The organism is Pseudomonas frederiksbergensis, from assembly GCF_900105495.1.
Taxonomy (GTDB): Bacteria; Pseudomonadota; Gammaproteobacteria; order Pseudomonadales; family Pseudomonadaceae; genus Aquipseudomonas; species Aquipseudomonas frederiksbergensis.
Window position 1 is genome coordinate 1013329 of record NZ_FNTF01000002.1, and the last position, 19702, is coordinate 1033030.

The following is a 19702-nucleotide window of genomic DNA, read 5'->3' on the forward strand; positions in this document are numbered from 1 at the left end:
GGGACTAGACCATGCATTTCACCATTCAACGCGAAGCCCTGTTGAAACCCCTGCAACTGGTCGCAGGCGTCGTCGAGCGCCGACAGACCTTGCCGGTGCTCTCCAACGTGCTGCTGGTTGTCGAAGGCCAGCAACTGTCGCTGACCGGTACCGACCTGGAAGTCGAGCTGGTCGGTCGTGTACAACTCGAAGAGCCTGCTGATCCAGGTTCCATCACTGTGCCTGCGCGCAAGCTGATGGATATCTGCAAAAGCTTGCCCAACGATGCGCTGATCGACATCAAGGTCGACGAGCAGAAGCTTGTGGTGAAGGCCGGCCGTAGCCGCTTCACCCTGTCGACCCTGCCGGCCAATGACTTCCCGACGGTGGAAGAAGGCCCTGGCTCGTTGACGTGCAGCCTTGAGCAAAACAAGTTGCGTCGCCTGATTGAACGCACCAGCTTCGCCATGGCCCAGCAGGACGTGCGCTACTACCTCAACGGCATGCTGCTGGAAGTTTCCGAAGGCATCATCCGCGCCGTGGCCACCGATGGTCACCGTCTGGCCATGTGCTCGATGAAGGCTGATATCGGTCAACCGGACCGTCACCAGGTCATCGTGCCACGTAAAGGTATCCTTGAATTGGCGCGCCTGCTGACTGAGCCGGACGGCATCGTCAGCATCGTCCTGGGTCAACACCACATTCGTGCGACCACTGGCGAGTTCACCTTCACTTCGAAACTGGTCGACGGGAAATTCCCCGACTACGAGCGTGTTCTGCCCAAAGGTGGCGACAAGCTGGTACTCGGCGATCGTCAGGCCCTGCGTGAAGCCTTCAGCCGTACCGCGATTCTGTCCAACGAGAAGTACCGCGGCATTCGTCTGCAACTGGCCAATGGTCAGCTGAAGATTCAGGCGAACAACCCGGAACAGGAAGAAGCGGAAGAAGAAGTCGGCGTTGAGTACAACGGCGGCAATCTGGAAATCGGCTTCAACGTGAGTTATCTGCTCGACGTATTGGGCGTGATGACCACTGAGCAGGTTCGTTTGATCCTGTCCGACTCCAACAGCAGCGCGCTGGTGCAAGAGTCCGACAACGATGACTCGGCCTACGTTGTCATGCCGATGCGTCTGTAATCATGCTCAGCAGAAGCTAGATGTCCTTAAGTCGCGTCTCGGTCACCGCGGTGCGCAATCTGCACCCGGTGACCTTCTCCCCCTCCCCCCGAATCAACATTCTTTACGGCGCCAACGGCAGCGGCAAAACCAGTGTTCTGGAAGCCATTCACCTGCTGGGGCTTGCCCGTTCGTTTCGTAGCACCCGCCTGTTACCGGTTATCCAATACGAGCAGCTCGCCTGTACGGTGTTCGGTCAGGTGGAGCTGGCGGAGGGTGGGCACAGTGCTTTGGGAATCTCTCGCGACCGCCAAGGGGAGTTCCAGATTCGCATCGACGGGCAGAACGCCCGGAGCGCAGCGCAACTGGCGGAAATCCTGCCACTGCAGTTAATCAACCCCGACAGTTTCCGCTTGTTGGAAGGCGCTCCCAAGATTCGCCGACAGTTTCTCGACTGGGGTGTGTTCCACGTGGAACCACGATTCATGTCTACCTGGCAGCGCTTGCAGAAGGCCCTGCGCCAGAGAAACTCTTGGCTGCGGCATGGTACACTTGACGCCGTTTCGCAAGCGGTTTGGGACAGGGAACTGTGCCAGGCCAGCGCTGAAATTGATGAATACCGCCGCGCTTATATCAAAGCCTTGAAACCAGTCTTTGAACAGACCTTGAGCGAACTGGTTGAGCTCGAGGGCTTAACGCTCAGCTATTACCGAGGTTGGGACAAAGACCGAGAGCTAAGTGCAGTGCTCGCCGGGTCCCTTCAGCGGGATCAGCAAATGGGCCATACCCAGGCCGGACCACAGCGTGCTGATTTGCGTCTTAGATTGGGCGCACACAACGCCGCGGACATCTTGTCTCGCGGTCAGCAGAAGCTGGTGGTCTGTGCATTGCGGATTGCCCAAGGGCACTTGGTCAGCCAGGCCCGACGCGGCCAGTGTATTTATCTGGTGGATGACCTGCCGTCCGAACTGGACGAGCACCACCGCCGCGCGCTTTGCCGCTTGCTGGAAGACTTACGCTGCCAGGTGTTTATCACCTGTGTAGATCACGAATTATTGAGGGAAGGCTGGCAGACGGAAACGCCAGTCGCTCTGTTCCACGTGGAACAGGGCCGTATCACCCAGACCCACGACCATCGGGAGTGAAGGCATTGAGCGAAGAAAATACGTACGACTCAACGAGCATTAAAGTGCTGAAAGGCCTGGATGCCGTACGCAAACGTCCCGGTATGTACATTGGTGACACCGACGATGGCAGCGGTCTGCACCACATGGTCTTCGAGGTAGTCGACAACTCCATCGATGAAGCGCTCGCTGGCCACTGCGACGACATCAGCATCATCATCCACCCGGACGAATCCATCACCGTTCGCGACAACGGTCGTGGTATCCCGGTAGACGTGCACAAAGAAGAAGGCGTCTCAGCAGCCGAGGTCATCATGACCGTGCTGCACGCCGGCGGTAAATTCGACGACAACTCCTACAAAGTATCCGGCGGTCTGCACGGTGTAGGTGTGTCGGTTGTGAACGCCCTGTCCGAAGAACTGGTCTTGACCGTTCGCCGCAGCGGCAAAATCTGGGAACAGACCTACATTCACGGTGTTCCAAAAGAGCCGATGAAAATCGTCGGTGAGAGTGAAACCACCGGCACCCAGATCCACTTCAAACCGTCCGACCTGACCTTCAAGAACATCCATTTCAGCTGGGACATCCTGGCCAAGCGGATTCGTGAACTGTCCTTCCTCAACTCCGGTGTCGGCATCGTCCTCAAGGATGAGCGCAGCGGCAAGGAAGAGCTGTTCAAGTACGAGGGCGGCCTGCGTGCGTTCGTTGAATACCTGAACACCAACAAGACCCCGGTCAACCAGGTGTTCCACTTCAACATCCAGCGCGAAGACGGCATCGGCGTGGAAATCGCCTTGCAGTGGAACGACAGCTTCAACGAGAACCTGTTGTGCTTCACCAACAACATTCCACAGCGCGATGGCGGTACTCACCTGGTGGGTTTCCGTTCCGCGCTGACGCGCAACCTGAACACCTACATCGAAGCCGAAGGGCTGGCGAAGAAGCACAAAGTCGCGACCACCGGTGACGATGCCCGTGAAGGCCTGACCGCGATTATCTCGGTAAAAGTGCCGGATCCGAAGTTCAGCTCCCAGACCAAAGACAAGCTGGTTTCTTCCGAAGTGAAGACCGCGGTCGAACAGGAAATGGGCAAGTACTTTTCTGACTTCTTGCTGGAAAACCCGAACGAAGCCAAGCTGGTCGTCGGCAAGATGATCGACGCGGCCCGTGCTCGTGAAGCGGCGCGTAAAGCCCGTGAGATGACACGTCGTAAAGGCGCGCTGGATATCGCCGGCCTGCCGGGCAAACTGGCTGACTGCCAGGAAAAAGACCCTGCCCTTTCCGAACTGTACCTCGTGGAAGGTGACTCTGCTGGCGGCTCCGCCAAGCAGGGACGCAACCGTCGGACCCAGGCCATCCTGCCTCTCAAGGGCAAGATCCTGAACGTCGAGAAGGCGCGCTTCGACAAGATGATCTCTTCGCAAGAAGTGGGCACCTTGATCACCGCGCTGGGCTGTGGCATTGGCCGCGATGAGTACAACATCGCGAAGCTGCGTTACCACAACATCATCATCATGACCGATGCTGACGTCGACGGTTCGCACATCCGTACCCTGCTGCTGACCTTCTTCTTCCGTCAGTTGCCGGAGCTGATCGAGCGCGGCTACATCTACATCGCCCAGCCTCCGCTGTACAAGGTCAAGAAAGGCAAGCAAGAGCAATACATCAAAGACGACGACGCCATGGAAGAGTACATGACGCAGTCGGCCCTGGAAGATGCGAGCCTGCACCTGAACGAGGAAGCGCCGGGCATTTCCGGACCGGCCCTCGAGCGTCTGGTGAATGACTTCCGTCTGGTAATGAAGACGCTCAAGCGTCTGTCGCGCCTGTACCCACAGGAGCTGACCGAGCACTTCATCTACCTGCCTGCCGTTAGCCTGGAGCAACTCTCCGATCACGCAGCGATGCAGGATTGGATGGCCCAGTACGAAGTTCGTCTGCGCACAGTCGAGAAGTCGGGTCTGGTTTACAAAGCCAGCCTGCGTGAAGACCGTGAACGTAACGTCTGGTTGCCTGAGGTCGAACTGATCTCCCACGGCTTGTCGAACTACGTCACCTTCAACCGCGACTTCTTCGGCAGCAACGATTACAAGACTGTTGTTTCTCTGGGTGCTCAGCTGAGCACCTTGCTGGACGACGGCGCGTATATCCAGCGTGGCGAGCGCAAGAAGCCGGTCACCGAGTTCAAGGAAGCCCTTGAATGGCTGATGGCCGAAAGCACCAAGCGTCACACCATCCAGCGATACAAAGGTCTGGGTGAGATGAACCCGGATCAGCTGTGGGAAACCACCATGGACCCAAGTCAGCGCCGGATGCTCAAAGTGACCATCGAAGACGCCATTGGCGCGGACCAGATCTTCAACACCCTGATGGGTGATGCGGTCGAGCCTCGTCGTGACTTCATCGAAAGCAACGCCCTGGCGGTTTCCAACCTGGACTTCTGATCCAGCAAACCTGCCAAACGAAAAAGGCCAACGCTTGAGCGTTGGCCTTTTTTTTAACCGAAATTTGCGTCCGTTAACCCGGTGATTGCTGCCGAACCGAAGGCATAAAAAAACCGGCTATATCAGCCGGTTTTTTTACATCCGAAAAAAACTTATGCACTTTTTTTGGTTTTTTAATTGTTTATAAAATATCTATATAAATCATAGAGTTAAAAACTAAATTAGACGCTTTTCAACAAAACGGTACACAGGTTATCCACAGAATCTCAGACAGCGATTTGATCGTTGGCAGAAGGGGCCGCAGGAGCGGCCGGCAGCGAACCCATTTCACGTTGCATCTGTTCGTTCCAGGCTTGGACCCGGTCATTCAGCTCGGCAATCGCTCGCGGCCCGCTGCCCTCGGCATACATGGGGGCGCCGATGATTACGGTAATCACGCCCTGCTTCTTCGCCCAACCGGTTTTCGGCCAGAACTTGCCAGCATTGTGCGCAATCGGCAGCACGGGAAGCGCGGCGTTCACGGCTAAAGCGGTACCACCGCGAGAGAACTTTCCGATGGTGCCGTAAGGAACGCGTGTTCCCTCAGGGAAGATCAGGACCCAGACGCCGTCTTTCAGCAATTCATCGCCCTTCTTCGCCACATGCTTGAGTGCCGCTTTCGGATTGTCGCGATCGATGGCGATGGGTCGCAGCATGGCCATGGCCCAGCCGAAGAACGGAACGTAGAGCAGCTCGCGCTTCAGTACCTGGCTCAATGGCTCAAAGTAGGCGGATAGAAAGAACGTCTCCCAGGTGCTCTGGTGGTTCGACTGAATTACGCAGGGCTGGTCGGGCACGTTCTCGGCGCCCTTCACTTCGTAGCTGATACCTAGAAAGACTTTGCTCAGCCACAGTGCGCAGCGGCACCAGTACACGTTGATGAAGCGATAACGCGCCTTGAACGACAGAAAAGGCGCGATAAAAAAGCTCAGGCTGCACCAGAGTAAAGAGGTGGTGCCCAACAACAGATAAAAGAGGAAAGTTCTGATGGCCTGCAGTATCGACATAGCGACGTTTACCGTTGCGGGCTCTGCCCGTCTATATAAAGCGCACTCCCGATCAAATCCCTGGTCAGGACAATCGAAGCACTCTAATTGTGGATAAGTTCTGCGGCAATCGCCGCCAGATCGTCAAAAATCAAGGTGCCTGCCGGTAGGGTCTTGCCCAAAGTCTTTTCGCCTTTCCCGGTCTTTACCAAAACTGGCTGAGAATCGACGGCTTTGGCGGCCTCCAGGTCACCAAGGGTGTCGCCGACAAACCAAACATTGGTCAGCGATACGTTGTAATGCGCGGCGATGGTTTTCAACATCCCGGGTTTTGGTTTGCGGCAATCGCAACCATCGTCCGGCCCGTGCGGGCAATAGACGATCAGCCCGACTTCACCGCCCTGCTCCGCCACCAGGGAGCGCAAGCGCTCATGCATGGCGTCCAGGGTGGCGATGTCGTAATAGCCGCGAGCGATGCCCGACTGGTTGGTAGCCACCGCTACCGTCCAGCCGGCCTTGCTCAACTGCGCGATGGCTTCGATCGAACCCGGGAGCGGAATCCACTCCTGCACCGACTTGATGTAAGCGTCGGAGTCGTAATTGATCACCCCGTCCCGATCGAGAATCAGCAGTTTCAACAGCAGCCCCTCAACCCAGCAGCGAAATGTCGGCGACGCCGAGGAACAGCCCACGCAGACGTGACAGCAGCGCATAACGGTTGGCGCGGACCTTGGCATCTTCAGCGTTGACCATCACGGCTTCGAAGAACGCATCCACTGGCTCGCGCAAGGCAGCCAGACGTGCCAACGATTCGCTGTACTGACGCGCCGCAGCCATCGGCTGGACAGCCTGGTCAGCTTGCTGGATCGCCGAGTACAGGGAGAACTCATTGGCATTGTCGAAGTACTTGGCTTCAACGACTGAAGGAACAGAGCCTTCGACCTTGCTCAGCAAGTTCGAAACGCGCTTGTTCACCGCGGCCAGGGCAGCGGCTTCCGGCAATTTGCGGAACGCTTCTACCGCTTGTACGCGCTGATCGAAGTCCAGCGCCGAACCCGGTTTCAGGGCACGGACCGACAGGTAAGTCCCGACATCCACGCCTTCGTCTTCGTAACGTGCACGCAGACGGTCGAAGATGAACTCCAGCACCGAATCGTTGAGGCCGGCCGCCTTCACCTTGGTACCGAACGCATTCACGGCAAACGCCACGGCGTCGTTCAGGTCGAGGTCGAGCTTCTTGTCGATCAGGATGCGCAACACGCCGAGTGCAGCACGGCGCAGGGCATACGGGTCTTTGCTACCGGTTGGCAGCATGCCGATACCGAAAATGCCCACCAGCGTGTCGAGCTTGTCAGCGATGGCCACGGCCGCACCGGTCAGGGTGGTCGGCAGTTCAGCACCGGCACCGCGCGGCATGTACTGCTCGTTCAGCGCCAGAGCGACTTCTTCCGGCTCGCCATCGTTGAGGGCGTAGTAGTAACCGGCGACACCTTGCATCTCCGGGAACTCACCGACCATTTCGGTCGCCAGGTCGCACTTGGACAGCAGGCCTGCACGGGACGCCCACGCGGCGTTACCGCCAATGCGTTGAGCGATGAACGCGGCGAGTTTGGAAACGCGCTCGGCCTTGTCGTAGACGCTGCCGAGTTTTTCCTGGAACACCACGTTCTGCAGACGCAGGTTGAAGTCTTCGAGCTTCTGCTTCTTGTCTTGCTTGAAGAAGAACTCGGCGTCGGTCAGGCGTGGACGAACCACTTTCTCGTTACCGGCGATGATCTGCTGCGGGTCTTTGCTTTCGATGTTGGCCACGGTAATGAAACGTGGCAGCAACTTGCCGTCGGCATCCAGCAGGCAGAAGTACTTCTGGTTGTCCTGCATGGTGGTGATCAGGGCTTCTTGCGGCACATCGAGGAAACGCTCTTCGAACGAGCACACCAGCGGCACCGGCCATTCAACCAGCGCGGCGACTTCGTCGAGCAGCGCTGGCGGCACGATCGCCGTCCCTTCCTGCATCGTCGCCAGCTCTTCAACGCGCTTGCTGATCAGCTCGCGACGCTCATTGGCATCGGCCAGTACGTAAGCGGCACGCAGGTCAGTCAGGTAGTTGGCCGGCGAGGTGATGCGCACGCTTTGCGGGTGATGGAAGCGGTGACCACGGGAATCGCGACCGGCTTTCTGAGCGAGGATTGTGCAATCGATGACCTGGTCACCGAGCAGCATCACCAGCCATTGGGTCGGACGAACGAATTCTTCCTTGCGAGCACCCCAGCGCATGCGCTTGGGAATCGGCAGGTCGTTCAGGGAATCTTCGACGATGGTCGCCAGCAGGCTCGCGGTCGGTTTGCCGGCGATGCTCTGGCTGTAACGCAGTTTCGGGCCGCTTCGATCGATTTCGCTCAGGTCCACGCCGCACTTCTTGGCGAAGCCCAATGCCGCTTGAGTCGGATTGCCTTCGGCATCGAACGCGGCCTGACATGGCGGGCCATCGAGGTTGATGCTGCGATCCGGCTGCTGAGTCGCCAGATCGGTGATCAGCACGGCCAGACGACGTGGCGCGGCGTAGACGGTTTTGGTCTCGTAGTTCAGGCCAGCGGCTTGCAGGCCCTTGTCGATACCGGCCAGGAACGCGTCGGCCAGGGTGTTCAGGGCTTTGGGTGGCAGCTCTTCGGTGCCCAGTTCAACCAGAAAATCCAGAGCACTCATTGTGCAGCCTCCAGCTTAGCCAACACTTCGTCACGCAGGTCCGGGGTCGCCATCGGGAAGCCCAGCTTGGCGCGAGCCAGCAGATAGGCTTGCGCAACGGAACGCGCGAGGGTGCGGACACGCAGAATGTATTGCTGACGCGCGGTCACCGAAATCGCCCGGCGCGCATCCAGCAGGTTGAAGGTATGGGACGCCTTCAACACCATTTCGTAGCTCGGCAATGGCAGCGGCTGGTCGAGTTCGATCAGGCGCTTGGCTTCACTTTCGTAGAAATCGAACAGTTCGAACAGCTTCTCGACGTTGGCGTGTTCAAAGTTGTAGGTCGACTGCTCCACTTCGTTCTGGTGGAACACGTCGCCGTAGGTCACCTTGCCGAACGGGCCGTCAGCCCAGACCAGGTCGTAGACCGAGTCCACGCCTTGCAGGTACATGGCCAGGCGTTCGAGGCCATAAGTGATCTCGCCGGTCACCGGGTAGCACTCGATGCCGCCCGCTTGCTGGAAGTAAGTGAACTGCGTCACTTCCATGCCATTGAGCCAGACTTCCCAGCCCAGGCCCCAGGCGCCCAGTGTTGGCGATTCCCAGTTGTCTTCAACAAAGCGAATGTCGTGGACCAGCGGGTCCAGGCCGACATGCTTGAGGGAGCCCAGGTACAGTTCCTGGAAGTTGTCCGGGTTCGGCTTCAGCACGACCTGGAACTGGTAGTAGTGCTGCAGACGGTTCGGGTTTTCGCCGTAGCGGCCGTCAGTCGGGCGACGACTGGGCTGCACATAAGCGGCGTTCCAGGTTTCCGGGCCAATGGCGCGCAGAAACGTGGCAGTGTGGAAAGTCCCGGCGCCTACTTCCATATCGTAGGGCTGAAGTACCACGCAACCTTGCTCGGCCCAGTATTGCTGGAGGGCGAGGATCAAGTCTTGGAAGGTACGCACGGCTGGCGTAGGCTGGCTCACGAAATTCACCTGTTTCTTGGGCTGCGATTTAAAGAGCGGGAGTATACCCGATTCGGTCCTGCGCACGCCCCCTGGAGCCTTATGCCACGCTGCTTTTGGTGTTCTGAAGATCCGCTGTACATGGCTTATCACGATCAGGAGTGGGGCACGCCGCTACGCGATGCGCAGGGATTGTTCGAGTTGCTTTTGCTCGAAGGGTTCCAGGCCGGCCTTTCCTGGATCACCGTGTTGCGCAAACGTGAGCGATATCGCGAAGTGCTGTTCGGCTTCGACGTACAGCGCGTGGCGCAAATGAGCGACGCCGAAATCGATGAATTGATGCTCGATCCGGGCATCATTCGCAATCGCCTCAAACTCAATGCAGCCCGGCGCAATGCCCAGGCCTGGCTGGCGCTGGAGGACCCAGTTGCGTTTCTCTGGTCCTTCGTCGACGGCAAGCCTGTGATCAATCATTTCAAGGATCGCAGCGAAGTGCCGGCCGTGACGCCGACCGCCGTGGAGATGAGCAAAGGCCTGAAAAAGGCCGGCTTCACGTTCGTCGGTCCGACTATTTGTTACGCACTGATGCAGGCCTCGGGCATGGTCATGGACCACACCCGGGATTGCGATCGCTACGCGGCGCTGGCGAACGGCGGTTAGAATAGCCGCCTCGCGCACAGCACAAGATCAGGAGTGACCTGTGGATAAGTTGAAAGGCGCCTTGCTGGTAGGCGCTCTGCGTCTGTTTGCCTTGCTTCCGTGGCGGGCAGTACAAGCCGTGGGCTCGGTCATCGGCTGGGTCATGTGGAAAACCCCGAACCGTTCCCGCGATGTGGTGCGGATCAATCTCGCCAAGTGTTTCCCGGACATGGACCCGGCCGAGCGTGAGCGTCTGGTCGGCCAGAGCCTGAAAGACATCGGCAAATCCCTGACCGAAAGCGCCTGTGCCTGGATCTGGCCGGCCCAGCGCTCCATCGACCTGGTGCGTGAAGTCGAAGGGCTCGACGTATTGAAGGACGCACTCGCCTCCGGCAAAGGTGTCGTCGGCATCACCAGTCACCTGGGCAACTGGGAAGTGTTGAACCACTTCTATTGCAACCAGTGCAAACCGATCATTTTTTATCGTCCGCCAAAGCTGAAGGCTGTGGATGATTTGCTGCGCAAGCAGCGGGTGCAATTGGGCAACCGGGTGGCCGCTTCCACCAAGGAAGGCATCCTCAGCGTCATCAAGGAAGTGCGTAAAGGGGGGGCAGTGGGCATTCCCGCTGACCCGGAACCGGCCGAATCCGCCGGGATCTTCGTGCCGTTCTTCGCCACTCAGGCGCTGACCAGTAAATTCGTACCGAACATGCTGGCTGGCGGCAAAGCGGTCGGCGTGTTCTTGCATGCCCTGCGATTGCCGGACGGTTCGGGTTACAAAGTGATTCTCGAAGCCGCGCCAGAGGCCATGTACAGCACCGATACCGAAACGTCCTGCGCGGCCATGAGCCAGGTGGTCGAGCGCTATGTGCGGGCGTATCCGAGCCAGTACATGTGGAGCATGAAGCGCTTCAAGAAGCGGCCGCCGGGTGAAGAACGCTGGTACTGATGCTGGCTGTGGATAGATCAGTGCGCCTGACGCTCAAGCTTCTTCAGAAACACGGTCATTTCCTTTTCGGCCTGCTTGTCGCCATGGGCGCGAGCAGCGTCCAGGCCCTGTTCCCACGCCTGACGTGCGGACGCGAAATCCTTCAGCCCCAGATGCGCCTTGCCCAATAGCTTCCACGCTGCCGAATATTTCGGATCGAATTCGACGCAGCGCTGGAAATGCTCGGCGGCCTTCGCGTATTCCCCAAGATCCAGATAACCCTTGCCCAGGCCGAAGCGCAGCAATGAGTTATCCACACCCTTGGCGAGCATTTTTTCCAGGGATTCGATCATTGGTATTTCCCCTCAGTCAGTGATCGTTCCCACGCTTCGCGTGGGAATGCAGCCCGGGACGCTCCGCGTCCCATCTGAAGCCGAACGCGGAGCGTCCGTTGAGGCATTCCCACGCAGAGCGTGGGAACGATCAGTTAGAAGAAGCTCAACCCCACATGGAACAGCTTTTCCACATCCCGAATATGCTTTTTATCCACAAGGAACAGAATCACGTGGTCGCCGGCTTCGATCACCGTGTTGTCGTGGGCAATGATCACTTCTTCGTCGCGGATAATTGCGCCGATGGTGGTGCCCGGCGGCAGGCCGATGTTCTCGATGGCCTTGCCGATCACCTTGCTCGACTTCTCATCACCGTGGGCAATCGCCTCGATGGCTTCCGCCGCGCCGCGGCGCAATGAGTGCACGCTGACGATATCGCCGCGACGCACGTGGGCCAGCAAGGTGCCGATGGTCGCCAATTGCGGGCTGATGGCGATGTCGATGTCGCCACCCTGGATCAGGTCGACGTAGGCCGGGTTGTTGATGATGGTCATCACCTTCTTCGCACCCAGGCGCTTGGCCAGTAGCGAAGACATGATGTTGGCTTCGTCGTCGTTGGTCAGGGCCAGGAAGATATCGGCGTCGGCAATGTTCTCCTCGATCAGCAAGTCGCGGTCGGAGGCACTGCCCTGCAACACCACGGTGCTGTCGAGGGTGTCCGAGAGATGACGGCAGCGCGCCGGGTTCATCTCGATGATCTTCACTTGGTAACGGCTTTCGATGGCCTCGGCCAGACGTTCACCGATCTGCCCGCCGCCAGCGATGACGATGCGCTTGTAGCTCTCGTCGAGCCGGCGCATTTCGCTCATCACGGCGCGAATATTCGCCTTGGCGGCGATGAAAAAGACTTCATCGTCGGCCTCGATCACCGTATCGCCTTGCGGCAGGATCGGCCGATCACGCCGGAAAATCGCCGCCACACGGGTTTCGACATTCGGCATGTGCTCACGCAACTGACGCAGTTGCTGACCCACCAGCGGGCCGCCGTAATACGCCTTGACCGCCACCAATTGGGCTTTGCCTTCGGCGAAGTCGATTACCTGCAAGGCGCCCGGATGCTGGATCAGGCGCTTGATGTAATTGGTGACCACTTGCTCCGGGCTGATCAGCACGTCCACCGGAATGGCTTCGTTGTCGAACAGCTCGGAACGAGTCAGGTACGCCGCTTCACGAACCCGGGCGATTTTGGTCGGGGTGTGGAACAGGGTGTGGGCAACCTGGCAGGCCACCATATTGGTTTCGTCGCTGTTGGTTACCGCCACCAGCATGTCGGCGTCGTCCGCGCCGGCTTGACGCAGCACCGTCGGCAACGAGCCGCGGCCCTGCACTGTGCGGATGTCCAGCCGATCGCCGAGGTCGCGCAGGCGTTCGCCGTCGGTGTCGACCACAGTGATGTCATTGGCCTCGCTGGCCAAGTGTTCTGCCAGCGAACCGCCGACCTGCCCTGCGCCGAGGATGATGATTTTCATCCAGTCACTCCTTAAAACCCATTAACCGCGTGCGGCGGCGATCTTGATCAACTTGGCGTAGTAGAACCCGTCATGGCCGCCGTCCTGTGCCAGCAATTGGCGACCGTGAGGTTGCTTGATGCCGGCTTGAGTCGCGAGGTCCAGTTCACGGGCGCCCGGCGTGCGAGCGAGGAAGGCCTCGATGACTTCGGTGTTCTCGGTCGGCAGCGTCGAGCAGGTGGCGTAAAGCAGAACACCGCCTACTTCCAGAGTTATCCACATGGCGTCGAGCAGCTCGCCTTGAAGCACCGCCAGAGCAGCGATGTCGTCTGGTTGGCGAGTCAGCTTGATGTCCGGGTGACGACGAATGACACCGGTGGCCGAGCATGGTGCGTCCAGCAGAATGCGCTGGAACGGTTTGCCGTCCCACCAGGTGGCGGTATCGCGGCCGTCGGCGGCGATCAGCTCGGCGCTCAGGCCCAGGCGTGCGAGGTTTTCCCGCACTCGCACCAGACGCTTGGCTTCCAGGTCCACCGCCACCACGCCCGCGAGTGCCGGCTCGGCTTCAAGAATGTGGCAGGTCTTGCCGCCCGGTGCGCAGCAGGCGTCCAGTACCCGCTGGCCCGGTGCCAGGTCGAGCAGATCGGCGGCCAGTTGCGCGGCTTCGTCCTGCACGCTGATCCAGCCTTCGGCGAACCCCGGCAAACTGCGCACGTCGGAAGCGGTGTCGAGAATGATGCCGTCCCGACTGTAAACACACGGCGTGGCGGCAATGCCGGCGTCGGTCAGCAACCCGAGGTAAGCATCGCGGCTGTGATGCCGACGGTTGACCCGCAGGATCATCGGCGGATGCGCGTTGTTCGCCGCGCAAATGGCTTCCCACTGTTCAGGCCAGAACGCCTTGAGTGATTTTTGCAGCCAGCGCGGGTGGGCAGTGCGCACCACCGGATCGTGTTCCAGCTCGGCCAGCAGCGCTTCGCTTTCACGCTGGGCGCGGCGTAGCACGGCATTGAGCAAGGCCTTGGCCCAGGGCTTTTTCAGCTTGTCGGCGCAACCCACGGTTTCACCGATGGCGGCATGCGCCGGAACCCGTGTGTAGAGCAACTGGTACAGACCGACCAGCAACAGCGCTTCGACATCGGCGTCGGCTGCCTTGAACGGCTTTTGTAGCAACTTGGCCGCCAACGCCGACAAACGCGGCTGCCAACGCGCGGTGCCGAACGCCAGGTCCTGGGTGAAGCCGCGGTCGCGATCTTCGACCTTGTCCATTTGTGTTGGCAGGGAACTGTTGAGTGAGGCTTTTCCGTTAAGAACAGCAGCAAGTGCCTTGGCGGCGGCCAGACGTGGATTCATTGAGCGTCCGCCGCTTGACCGAGGACGGTGCCGACGGCGAATTTCTCACGACGGCTGTTGAACAAGTCGCTGAAGTTCAGCGCCTTGCCGCCGGGCAATTGCAGACGAGTCAGACACAGGGCTTGTTCACCGCAGGCGACGATCAAGCCGTCCTTGCTGGCGCCGAGGACTTCACCGGGAGCGCCCTGCCCTTCGGCGAGGCTGGCGGCCAGAACCTTCAGGGCTTCGCCGTTCAGCGTGCTGTGGCAGATCGGCCATGGGTTGAAAGCGCGAACCAGGCGTTCCAGCTCAACCGCCGGACGGCTCCAGTCGATGCGCGCTTCGTCTTTGTTCAATTTGTGCGCATAAGTGGCGAGGCTGTCGTCCTGGACTTCGCCTTCCAAAGTACCCGCGGCGAGGCCGGCGATCGCCTGAATTACCGCTGGCGGACCCATTTCCGCCAGACGGTCGTGGAGGCTGCCGCCAGTATCTACCGCGGTAATCGGCGTGGTGACTTTGAGCAGCATCGGCCCGGTGTCGAGGCCCAGTTCCATGCGCATCACGGTCACACCGCTTTCGCTGTCGCCCGCTTCAACGGCGCGCTGGATCGGCGCCGCACCGCGCCAGCGTGGCAGCAGCGAGGCGTGGCTGTTGATGCAGCCCAAACGCGGAATATCCAGCACCACTTGCGGCAGGATCAGGCCGTAGGCAACCACGACCAGCAAGTCCGGCTTGAGCGCGGCCAATTCAGCCTGAGCGTCTTCGTTGCGCAGGGTTGGCGGTTGCAGCACCGGGATGTTGTTTTCCAGAGCCAACTGCTTGACCGGACTTGGCATCAACTTTTGCCCGCGACCCGCCGGACGGTCCGGTTGGGTGTAGACCGCGACGATCTCGTAAGGGCTGTCGAGCAGGGCCTTGAGGTGTTCGGCGGCGAATTCCGGGGTGCCGGCAAAGACGATGCGCAGTGGCTCAGTCATTCAAAAGGTCTCGCAAAAGAAAAAGGCTTGCCGCAGCAAGCCTTTGAAAGGAGGGCATCAAGCGTTCTGGCGATGGAGCTTTTCCAGTTTCTTCTTGATTCGGTCGCGTTTGAGATTGGACAGGTAGTCGACGAACAATTTGCCATTCAGGTGGTCGCATTCATGCTGGATGCACACGGCGAGCAGGCCTTCGGCGATCAGTTCGTAAGGCTGGCCGTCGCGGTCCAGGGCCTTGATCCTGACCTTCTGTGGGCGATCGACGTTTTCGTAGAAACCCGGCACCGAGAGGCAGCCTTCCTGGTATTGCTCCATCTCGTCGGTCAGGGTTTCGAACTCGGGGTTGATGAACACCCGTGGTTCGCTGCGGTCTTCGGAGAGGTCCATCACGACGATACGTTTGTGCACGTTGACCTGGGTCGCGGCGAGGCCGATGCCTGGCGCTTCATACATTGTTTCAAACATGTCATCGACCAACTGACGCACTTCGTCGTCCACTACGGCCACTGGTTTGGCGATAGTGCGCAGGCGCGAATCGGGGAATTCGAGGATGTCTAAAATGGCCATAAGCTCAATTGCTGCACATGTGAGGTAATGTCGGGTCGATGGCCTGGCGGGTCCGAAGATGCAGGCTACCGTTGTAAAACGTAGCTCCTTCTCTTTTGGTAAAGGGTCAGGAGCGAGCCACGAGGGCTCTGGCGTTCTACGCGAATGCACATAATAAAGGGATTCACCGCATGAGGAAATCACTACTCGCCTTGCTCCTTCTGGCCTCGGCCGGTTTTGCGCACGGGCAAGTGCAACTCAGGGAAGGTTTTCCACAGCAATACACCGTGGTATCCGGTGACACACTCTGGGACATATCCGGGAAATACCTTCGTGAGCCGTGGAAATGGCCGGAGCTCTGGCAGGCCAATCCACAGATCGAAAACCCCAATCTCATCTACCCCGGCGACTCACTGTCGTTGGTCTATGTCAACGGGCAGCCGCGTCTGACCCTCAACCGCGGCGCTTCCCGGGGCACCATCAAGCTGTCGCCACGCATCCGCAGCAGCCCGGTTGCCGATGCGATCCCGAGCATTCCACTGCAATCGATCAACAGTTTTCTGCTGAGCAACCGCATCGTCGACAAGGTCGAGGATTTCGACAAGGCGCCTTACATCGTCGCCGGCGATGCCGAACGCGTGCTCAGTGGCACCGGTGACCGAATCTTCGCTCGCGGCCATTTCGACCTGGCTCAACCGGTTTACGGCATCTTCCGTCAGGGCAAGGTCTACACCGATCCTGACACTAAGGAGTTTTTGGGGATCAATGCCGACGACATCGGCGGGGGCGAAATTGTGGCCACTGAAGGCGACGTTGCTACCCTGGCGCTGCAACGCACCACTCAGGAAGTTCGCCTCGGCGACCGCTTGTTCAGCGGTGAAGAGCGCTCCATCAACTCGGCCTTCATGCCCAGTGCGCCAAAAACCGAGATCAATGGGCTGATCATCGACGTGCCGCGCGGGGTTACCCAAATTGGCGCGCTGGATGTGGTCACGCTGAACAAGGGTCAGCGCGATGGCCTGGTCGAAGGCAACGTCTTGGTGGTGATGAAGACCGGCGAGACCGTGCGGGACCGGATCACCGGTCAACCACTGAAAATCCCGGATGAGCGCGCCGGTCTGCTGATGGTTTTCCGCACCTACGACAAGCTCAGCTACGGTCTGGTGCTCAATGCATCACGCTCCCTGGCGGTGCTGGACAAGGTGCGAAATCCTTAACAGGCTCCACAAGTTACCAACAGAGTTATCCACAGCTTATTCCCGTTTGAACGGGGCTCATAACGATCAAGGATGATCCATGTCGCTGTCTGCTTTTGCACCGGTTTCCCCTGCGGAACTGGAAGCTCGTTTACGTTTGCATCGCCTGCCGGAACTCGGTCCTGTGCGTTTCAAGAAATTGCTTGAGGCCTTCGGCTCGGCGTCCAAGGCTATCAGCGCGCCGGCCAGTGCCTGGCGTTCGCTGGGTTTGCCCCTCGCTTGCGCAGAGGCCAGGCGCTCCAGTGAAATCCGTGATGGCGCGAGCCATGCATTGGCCTGGTTAGAGCGCCAGGGCCAGCATTTATTGATGTGGGACCAACCTGACTACCCGGCACTGCTGGCGGAAATCAGTGATGCGCCGCCGCTGTTATTCGTGGCGGGCGATCCCGGCATTCTGGAAAAGCCGCAACTGGCGATGGTCGGCAGCCGTCGCGCTTCGCGGCCGGGCATGGACACCGCAGCGGCTTTTTCCCGCAGTCTGGCCGGTGCCGGTTTTGTCATTACCAGCGGCCTGGCGCTGGGCATTGATGCCGCCGCCCATCAAGCCGCTTTGGACGTGGGCGGTCGAACGGTCGGTGTACTTGGCACGGGACTTGAAAAGTTTTATCCACAGCGCAATCGACGGCTGGCAGACGCCATGATCGCCTCGGGCAGCGCAGTGCTTTCGGAGTTTCCGCTGGACGCCGGGCCGACCGCCAGTAACTTCCCCCGGCGCAATCGGATCATCAGCGGTTTATCCCTGGGCGTACTGGTGGTGGAGGCAAGTGTCGCCAGCGGTTCGTTGATCACCGCGAGGCTGGCGGCGGAACAAGGGCGCGAGGTGTATGCGATCCCAGGGTCGATTCATCACCCGGGCGCAAAGGGGTGTCATCAGCTGATTCGCGACGGCGCGGTGCTGGTGGAAACCATCGAGCATATCCTTGAAGCATTGCGCGGCTGGCAGCATTTGCCGTTATCCACAGCGACACCTGCGGTGACACATCCGTTGCTCATGCTGCTGCATGCCGCGCCTCACACCAGTGAAGCGTTGTCCGTCACCAGCGGCTGGGCCTTGCCGAAAGTGCTGGCAGCGTTGACCGAGCTGGAAATGGACGGCCGGGCAGTCTGCGAAAGCGGGCGTTGGTTTGCGCGGGTGAGCTAGGTTTTATAAGGAAGATCGGTAAACTGCGCAGAGCCTTATTCCGGAGAGTTTTTCATGGTCAACAGTTGGCGTGTGCAACAAGCCGCACGAGCCATTCGCGCAGGCGCGGTGATTGCCTACCCAACCGAAGCGGTCTGGGGTCTGGGTTGCGACCCGTGGGACGAAGAGGCGGTCTATCGCCTGCTGGCGATCAAGGGGCGGTCGGTGGAAAAAGGGTTGATTCTGGTGGCCGACAACATTCGCCAGTTCGACTTCCTCTTCGAAGACTTTCCTGAATTGTGGATGGACCGCATGGCCAGCACCTGGCCAGGGCCGAACACCTGGCTGGTGCCGCATCAGAATATGTTGCCGCAGTGGATTACCGGCGTGCATGAAACGGTGGCATTGCGGGTCAGCGATCATCCGCAGGTGCGGGATTTGTGTGCGTTGGTCGGGCCGCTGGTGTCGACCTCGGCCAACCCTCAGGGCCGGCCGGCGGCGCGTACACGGATTCGCGTGGAGCAATATTTCCGGGGACAGGTTGATTTGGTGCTGGGCGGAAACCTCGGTGGCCGCAAGAACCCGAGCGTGATCCGCGATCTGGCGACTGGTCACGTTGTGCGCCCGGATTAGCACATGATCGTTCCCACGCTCTGCGTGGGAATGCCTCACCGGACGCTCTGCGTCCGCTCTTTGGGACGCAGAGCGTCCCTGGCTGCATTCCCACGCAGAGCGTGGGAACGATCAGTGTTAAGGCAACAAAACAGTCGAGCCAGTCGTACGTCGCGCCGACAACTCGGTCTGCGCCTTCGCCGCTTCGGCCAATGGGTACTTCTGGCTGATGTCCACGTTCAGCTTGCCGCTGATGATCATCTCGAACAGCTCATCCGCCATACGCTGCAGGTTCTCGGCATTGTTGGCGTAAGTCGCCAGGGTCGGGCGGGTCACGTACAGCGAACCCTTCGCCGACAGAATGCCCAGGTTCACCCCGTCTACCGCACCCGACGCATTGCCGAAGCTCACCACCATGCCGCGAGGCGCCGCGCTATCAAGCGAAGTCAGCCAAGTGTCCTTGCCCACGCCGTCGTACACCACCGGGACTTTTTTCCCGTCAGTCAATTCCAGTACGCGTTGTGCGACGTCTTCGTGGCTGTAATCGATGGTCGCCCAAGCGCCGTTGGCCTTGGCCAGTGCGGCTTTTTCCGGTGAGCTGACCGTGCCGATCAACTTCACGCCCAAGGCCTTGGCCCATTGGCAAGCCAGGGAGCCGACGCCACCGGCCGCGGCGTGAAACAGAATGGTTTCGCCACCCTTGAATTCATAGGTCTGACGCAGCAGGTACTGCACGGTCAGGCCCTTGAGCATGACCCCGGCGGCCTGTTCGAAGCTGATCGCGTCCGGCAGATGCACCAGATTGGCTTCCGGCAACACATGAACATCGCTGTAGGCGCCCAACGGACCGCTGCCGTACGCCACGCGATCTCCCACTTTGAACCGGGTGACTTCACTGCCCACCGCCTCGACCACGCCTGCACCTTCCGAGCCCACACCCGATGGCAGGGCTGGGGGTGCATAGAGACCGCTGCGGTAATAGGTGTCGATGAAATTCAGGCCGATGGCCTTGTTGGTCACGCGAACCTGCTGCGGGCCGGGCTCGGCGGGTTGGTAATCGACATGCTCGAGTACGTCGGGGCCGCCATGGGCGCGGAACTGGATACGCTTAGCCATCAGAACTCTCCTTAGGTCTT

General features: G+C 59.5%; 18 protein-coding genes. 8 read left to right on the plus strand and 10 right to left on the minus strand.

The genetic code is table 11. The features are described from left to right. Positions 1–11 precede the first annotated feature (11 nt). Genes dnaN through gyrB form a run of 3 tightly spaced genes read left to right on the plus strand, consistent with a single transcriptional unit; the run spans position 12 to position 4662 of the window. On the plus strand, positions 12–1115 hold the full coding sequence (dnaN, locus tag BLW70_RS05285) for a DNA polymerase III subunit beta (protein WP_074872219.1): 1104 nt from the start codon (positions 12–14) through the stop codon (positions 1113–1115). Between the two features lie 20 nt (positions 1116–1135). Continuing rightward, positions 1136–2239, plus strand: coding sequence for a DNA replication/repair protein RecF (gene recF / locus BLW70_RS05290; RefSeq protein ID WP_007969883.1), 1104 nt, complete (start codon positions 1136–1138; stop codon positions 2237–2239). Between the two features lie 5 nt (positions 2240–2244). After that, entirely contained in the window at positions 2245–4662 is a 2418-nt protein-coding gene (gene gyrB / locus BLW70_RS05295) for a DNA topoisomerase (ATP-hydrolyzing) subunit B (RefSeq protein ID WP_074872220.1), read from the plus strand. A gap of 266 nt (positions 4663–4928) precedes the next feature. On the opposite strand, the gene BLW70_RS05300 is transcribed toward gyrB, so the two are convergent. The 4 genes from BLW70_RS05300 to glyQ form a co-directional block, all read right to left on the minus strand. Continuing rightward, a complete protein-coding gene (locus tag BLW70_RS05300) occupies positions 4929–5708 on the minus strand; it encodes a lysophospholipid acyltransferase family protein (RefSeq protein ID WP_074872222.1) in 780 nt (259 codons plus the stop codon). A gap of 83 nt (positions 5709–5791) precedes the next feature. Continuing rightward, positions 5792–6331, minus strand: a complete 540-nt coding sequence (gene gmhB / locus BLW70_RS05305; RefSeq protein ID WP_162842868.1) for a D-glycero-beta-D-manno-heptose 1,7-bisphosphate 7-phosphatase — start codon at positions 6329–6331, stop codon at positions 5792–5794. A 4-nt stretch (positions 6332–6335) separates the two neighbouring features. Then, positions 6336–8390 carry a glycine--tRNA ligase subunit beta gene (glyS, locus tag BLW70_RS05310; RefSeq protein ID WP_074872226.1) on the minus strand — a complete coding sequence of 685 codons (2055 nt, stop codon included), beginning with the start codon at positions 8388–8390 and terminating at the stop codon, positions 6336–6338. Further along, complete coding sequence (gene glyQ, locus BLW70_RS05315; RefSeq protein WP_003213601.1) at positions 8387–9340, minus strand: glycine--tRNA ligase subunit alpha; 954 nt, start codon at positions 9338–9340, stop codon at positions 8387–8389. The genes glyS and glyQ overlap by 4 nt, the downstream gene beginning before the upstream one ends. A gap of 81 nt (positions 9341–9421) precedes the next feature. Between glyQ and tag the strand changes: the two genes are divergently transcribed. Both tag and BLW70_RS05325 read left to right on the plus strand, forming a co-directional pair. Next, on the plus strand, positions 9422–9979 hold the full coding sequence (gene tag, locus BLW70_RS05320; protein WP_074872227.1) for a DNA-3-methyladenine glycosylase I: 558 nt from the start codon (positions 9422–9424) through the stop codon (positions 9977–9979). 40 nt (positions 9980–10019) lie between these two features. Then, a complete protein-coding gene (locus BLW70_RS05325; RefSeq protein ID WP_074872229.1) occupies positions 10020–10907 on the plus strand; it encodes a lysophospholipid acyltransferase in 888 nt (295 codons plus the stop codon). 17 nt (positions 10908–10924) lie between these two features. Here BLW70_RS05325 and BLW70_RS05330 read toward each other — a convergent pair whose 3' ends face one another. From BLW70_RS05330 to def, 5 genes are all read right to left on the minus strand, one after another. Beyond that, a complete protein-coding gene (locus BLW70_RS05330) occupies positions 10925–11239 on the minus strand; it encodes a tetratricopeptide repeat protein (protein WP_074872230.1) in 315 nt (104 codons plus the stop codon). 134 nt (positions 11240–11373) lie between these two features. Beyond that, positions 11374–12747, minus strand: coding sequence for a Trk system potassium transporter TrkA (gene trkA / locus BLW70_RS05335; RefSeq protein WP_074872232.1), 1374 nt, complete (start codon positions 12745–12747; stop codon positions 11374–11376). Between the two features lie 21 nt (positions 12748–12768). After that, on the minus strand, positions 12769–14079 hold the full coding sequence (gene rsmB / locus BLW70_RS05340) for a 16S rRNA (cytosine(967)-C(5))-methyltransferase RsmB (RefSeq protein WP_074872234.1): 1311 nt from the start codon (positions 14077–14079) through the stop codon (positions 12769–12771). Next, entirely contained in the window at positions 14076–15035 is a 960-nt protein-coding gene (gene fmt / locus BLW70_RS05345; RefSeq protein ID WP_074872235.1) for a methionyl-tRNA formyltransferase, read from the minus strand. Before fmt ends, rsmB begins: the two co-directional genes overlap by 4 nt. A gap of 57 nt (positions 15036–15092) precedes the next feature. Then, complete coding sequence (gene def / locus BLW70_RS05350; protein ID WP_074872237.1) at positions 15093–15599, minus strand: peptide deformylase; 507 nt, start codon at positions 15597–15599, stop codon at positions 15093–15095. A gap of 170 nt (positions 15600–15769) precedes the next feature. Between def and BLW70_RS05355 the strand changes: the two genes are divergently transcribed. From BLW70_RS05355 to BLW70_RS05365, 3 genes are all read left to right on the plus strand, one after another. Then, complete coding sequence (locus tag BLW70_RS05355) at positions 15770–16795, plus strand: LysM peptidoglycan-binding domain-containing protein (protein WP_074872239.1); 1026 nt, start codon at positions 15770–15772, stop codon at positions 16793–16795. 79 nt (positions 16796–16874) lie between these two features. Further along, a complete protein-coding gene (gene dprA, locus BLW70_RS05360; RefSeq protein WP_074872241.1) occupies positions 16875–17975 on the plus strand; it encodes a DNA-processing protein DprA in 1101 nt (366 codons plus the stop codon). A gap of 54 nt (positions 17976–18029) precedes the next feature. Then, entirely contained in the window at positions 18030–18587 is a 558-nt protein-coding gene (locus BLW70_RS05365; RefSeq protein ID WP_074872243.1) for an L-threonylcarbamoyladenylate synthase type 1 TsaC, read from the plus strand. 117 nt (positions 18588–18704) lie between these two features. Here BLW70_RS05365 and BLW70_RS05370 read toward each other — a convergent pair whose 3' ends face one another. Continuing rightward, on the minus strand, positions 18705–19682 hold the full coding sequence (locus BLW70_RS05370) for an NADPH:quinone reductase (RefSeq protein ID WP_074872244.1): 978 nt from the start codon (positions 19680–19682) through the stop codon (positions 18705–18707). Positions 19683–19702: the final 20 nt, after the last annotated feature.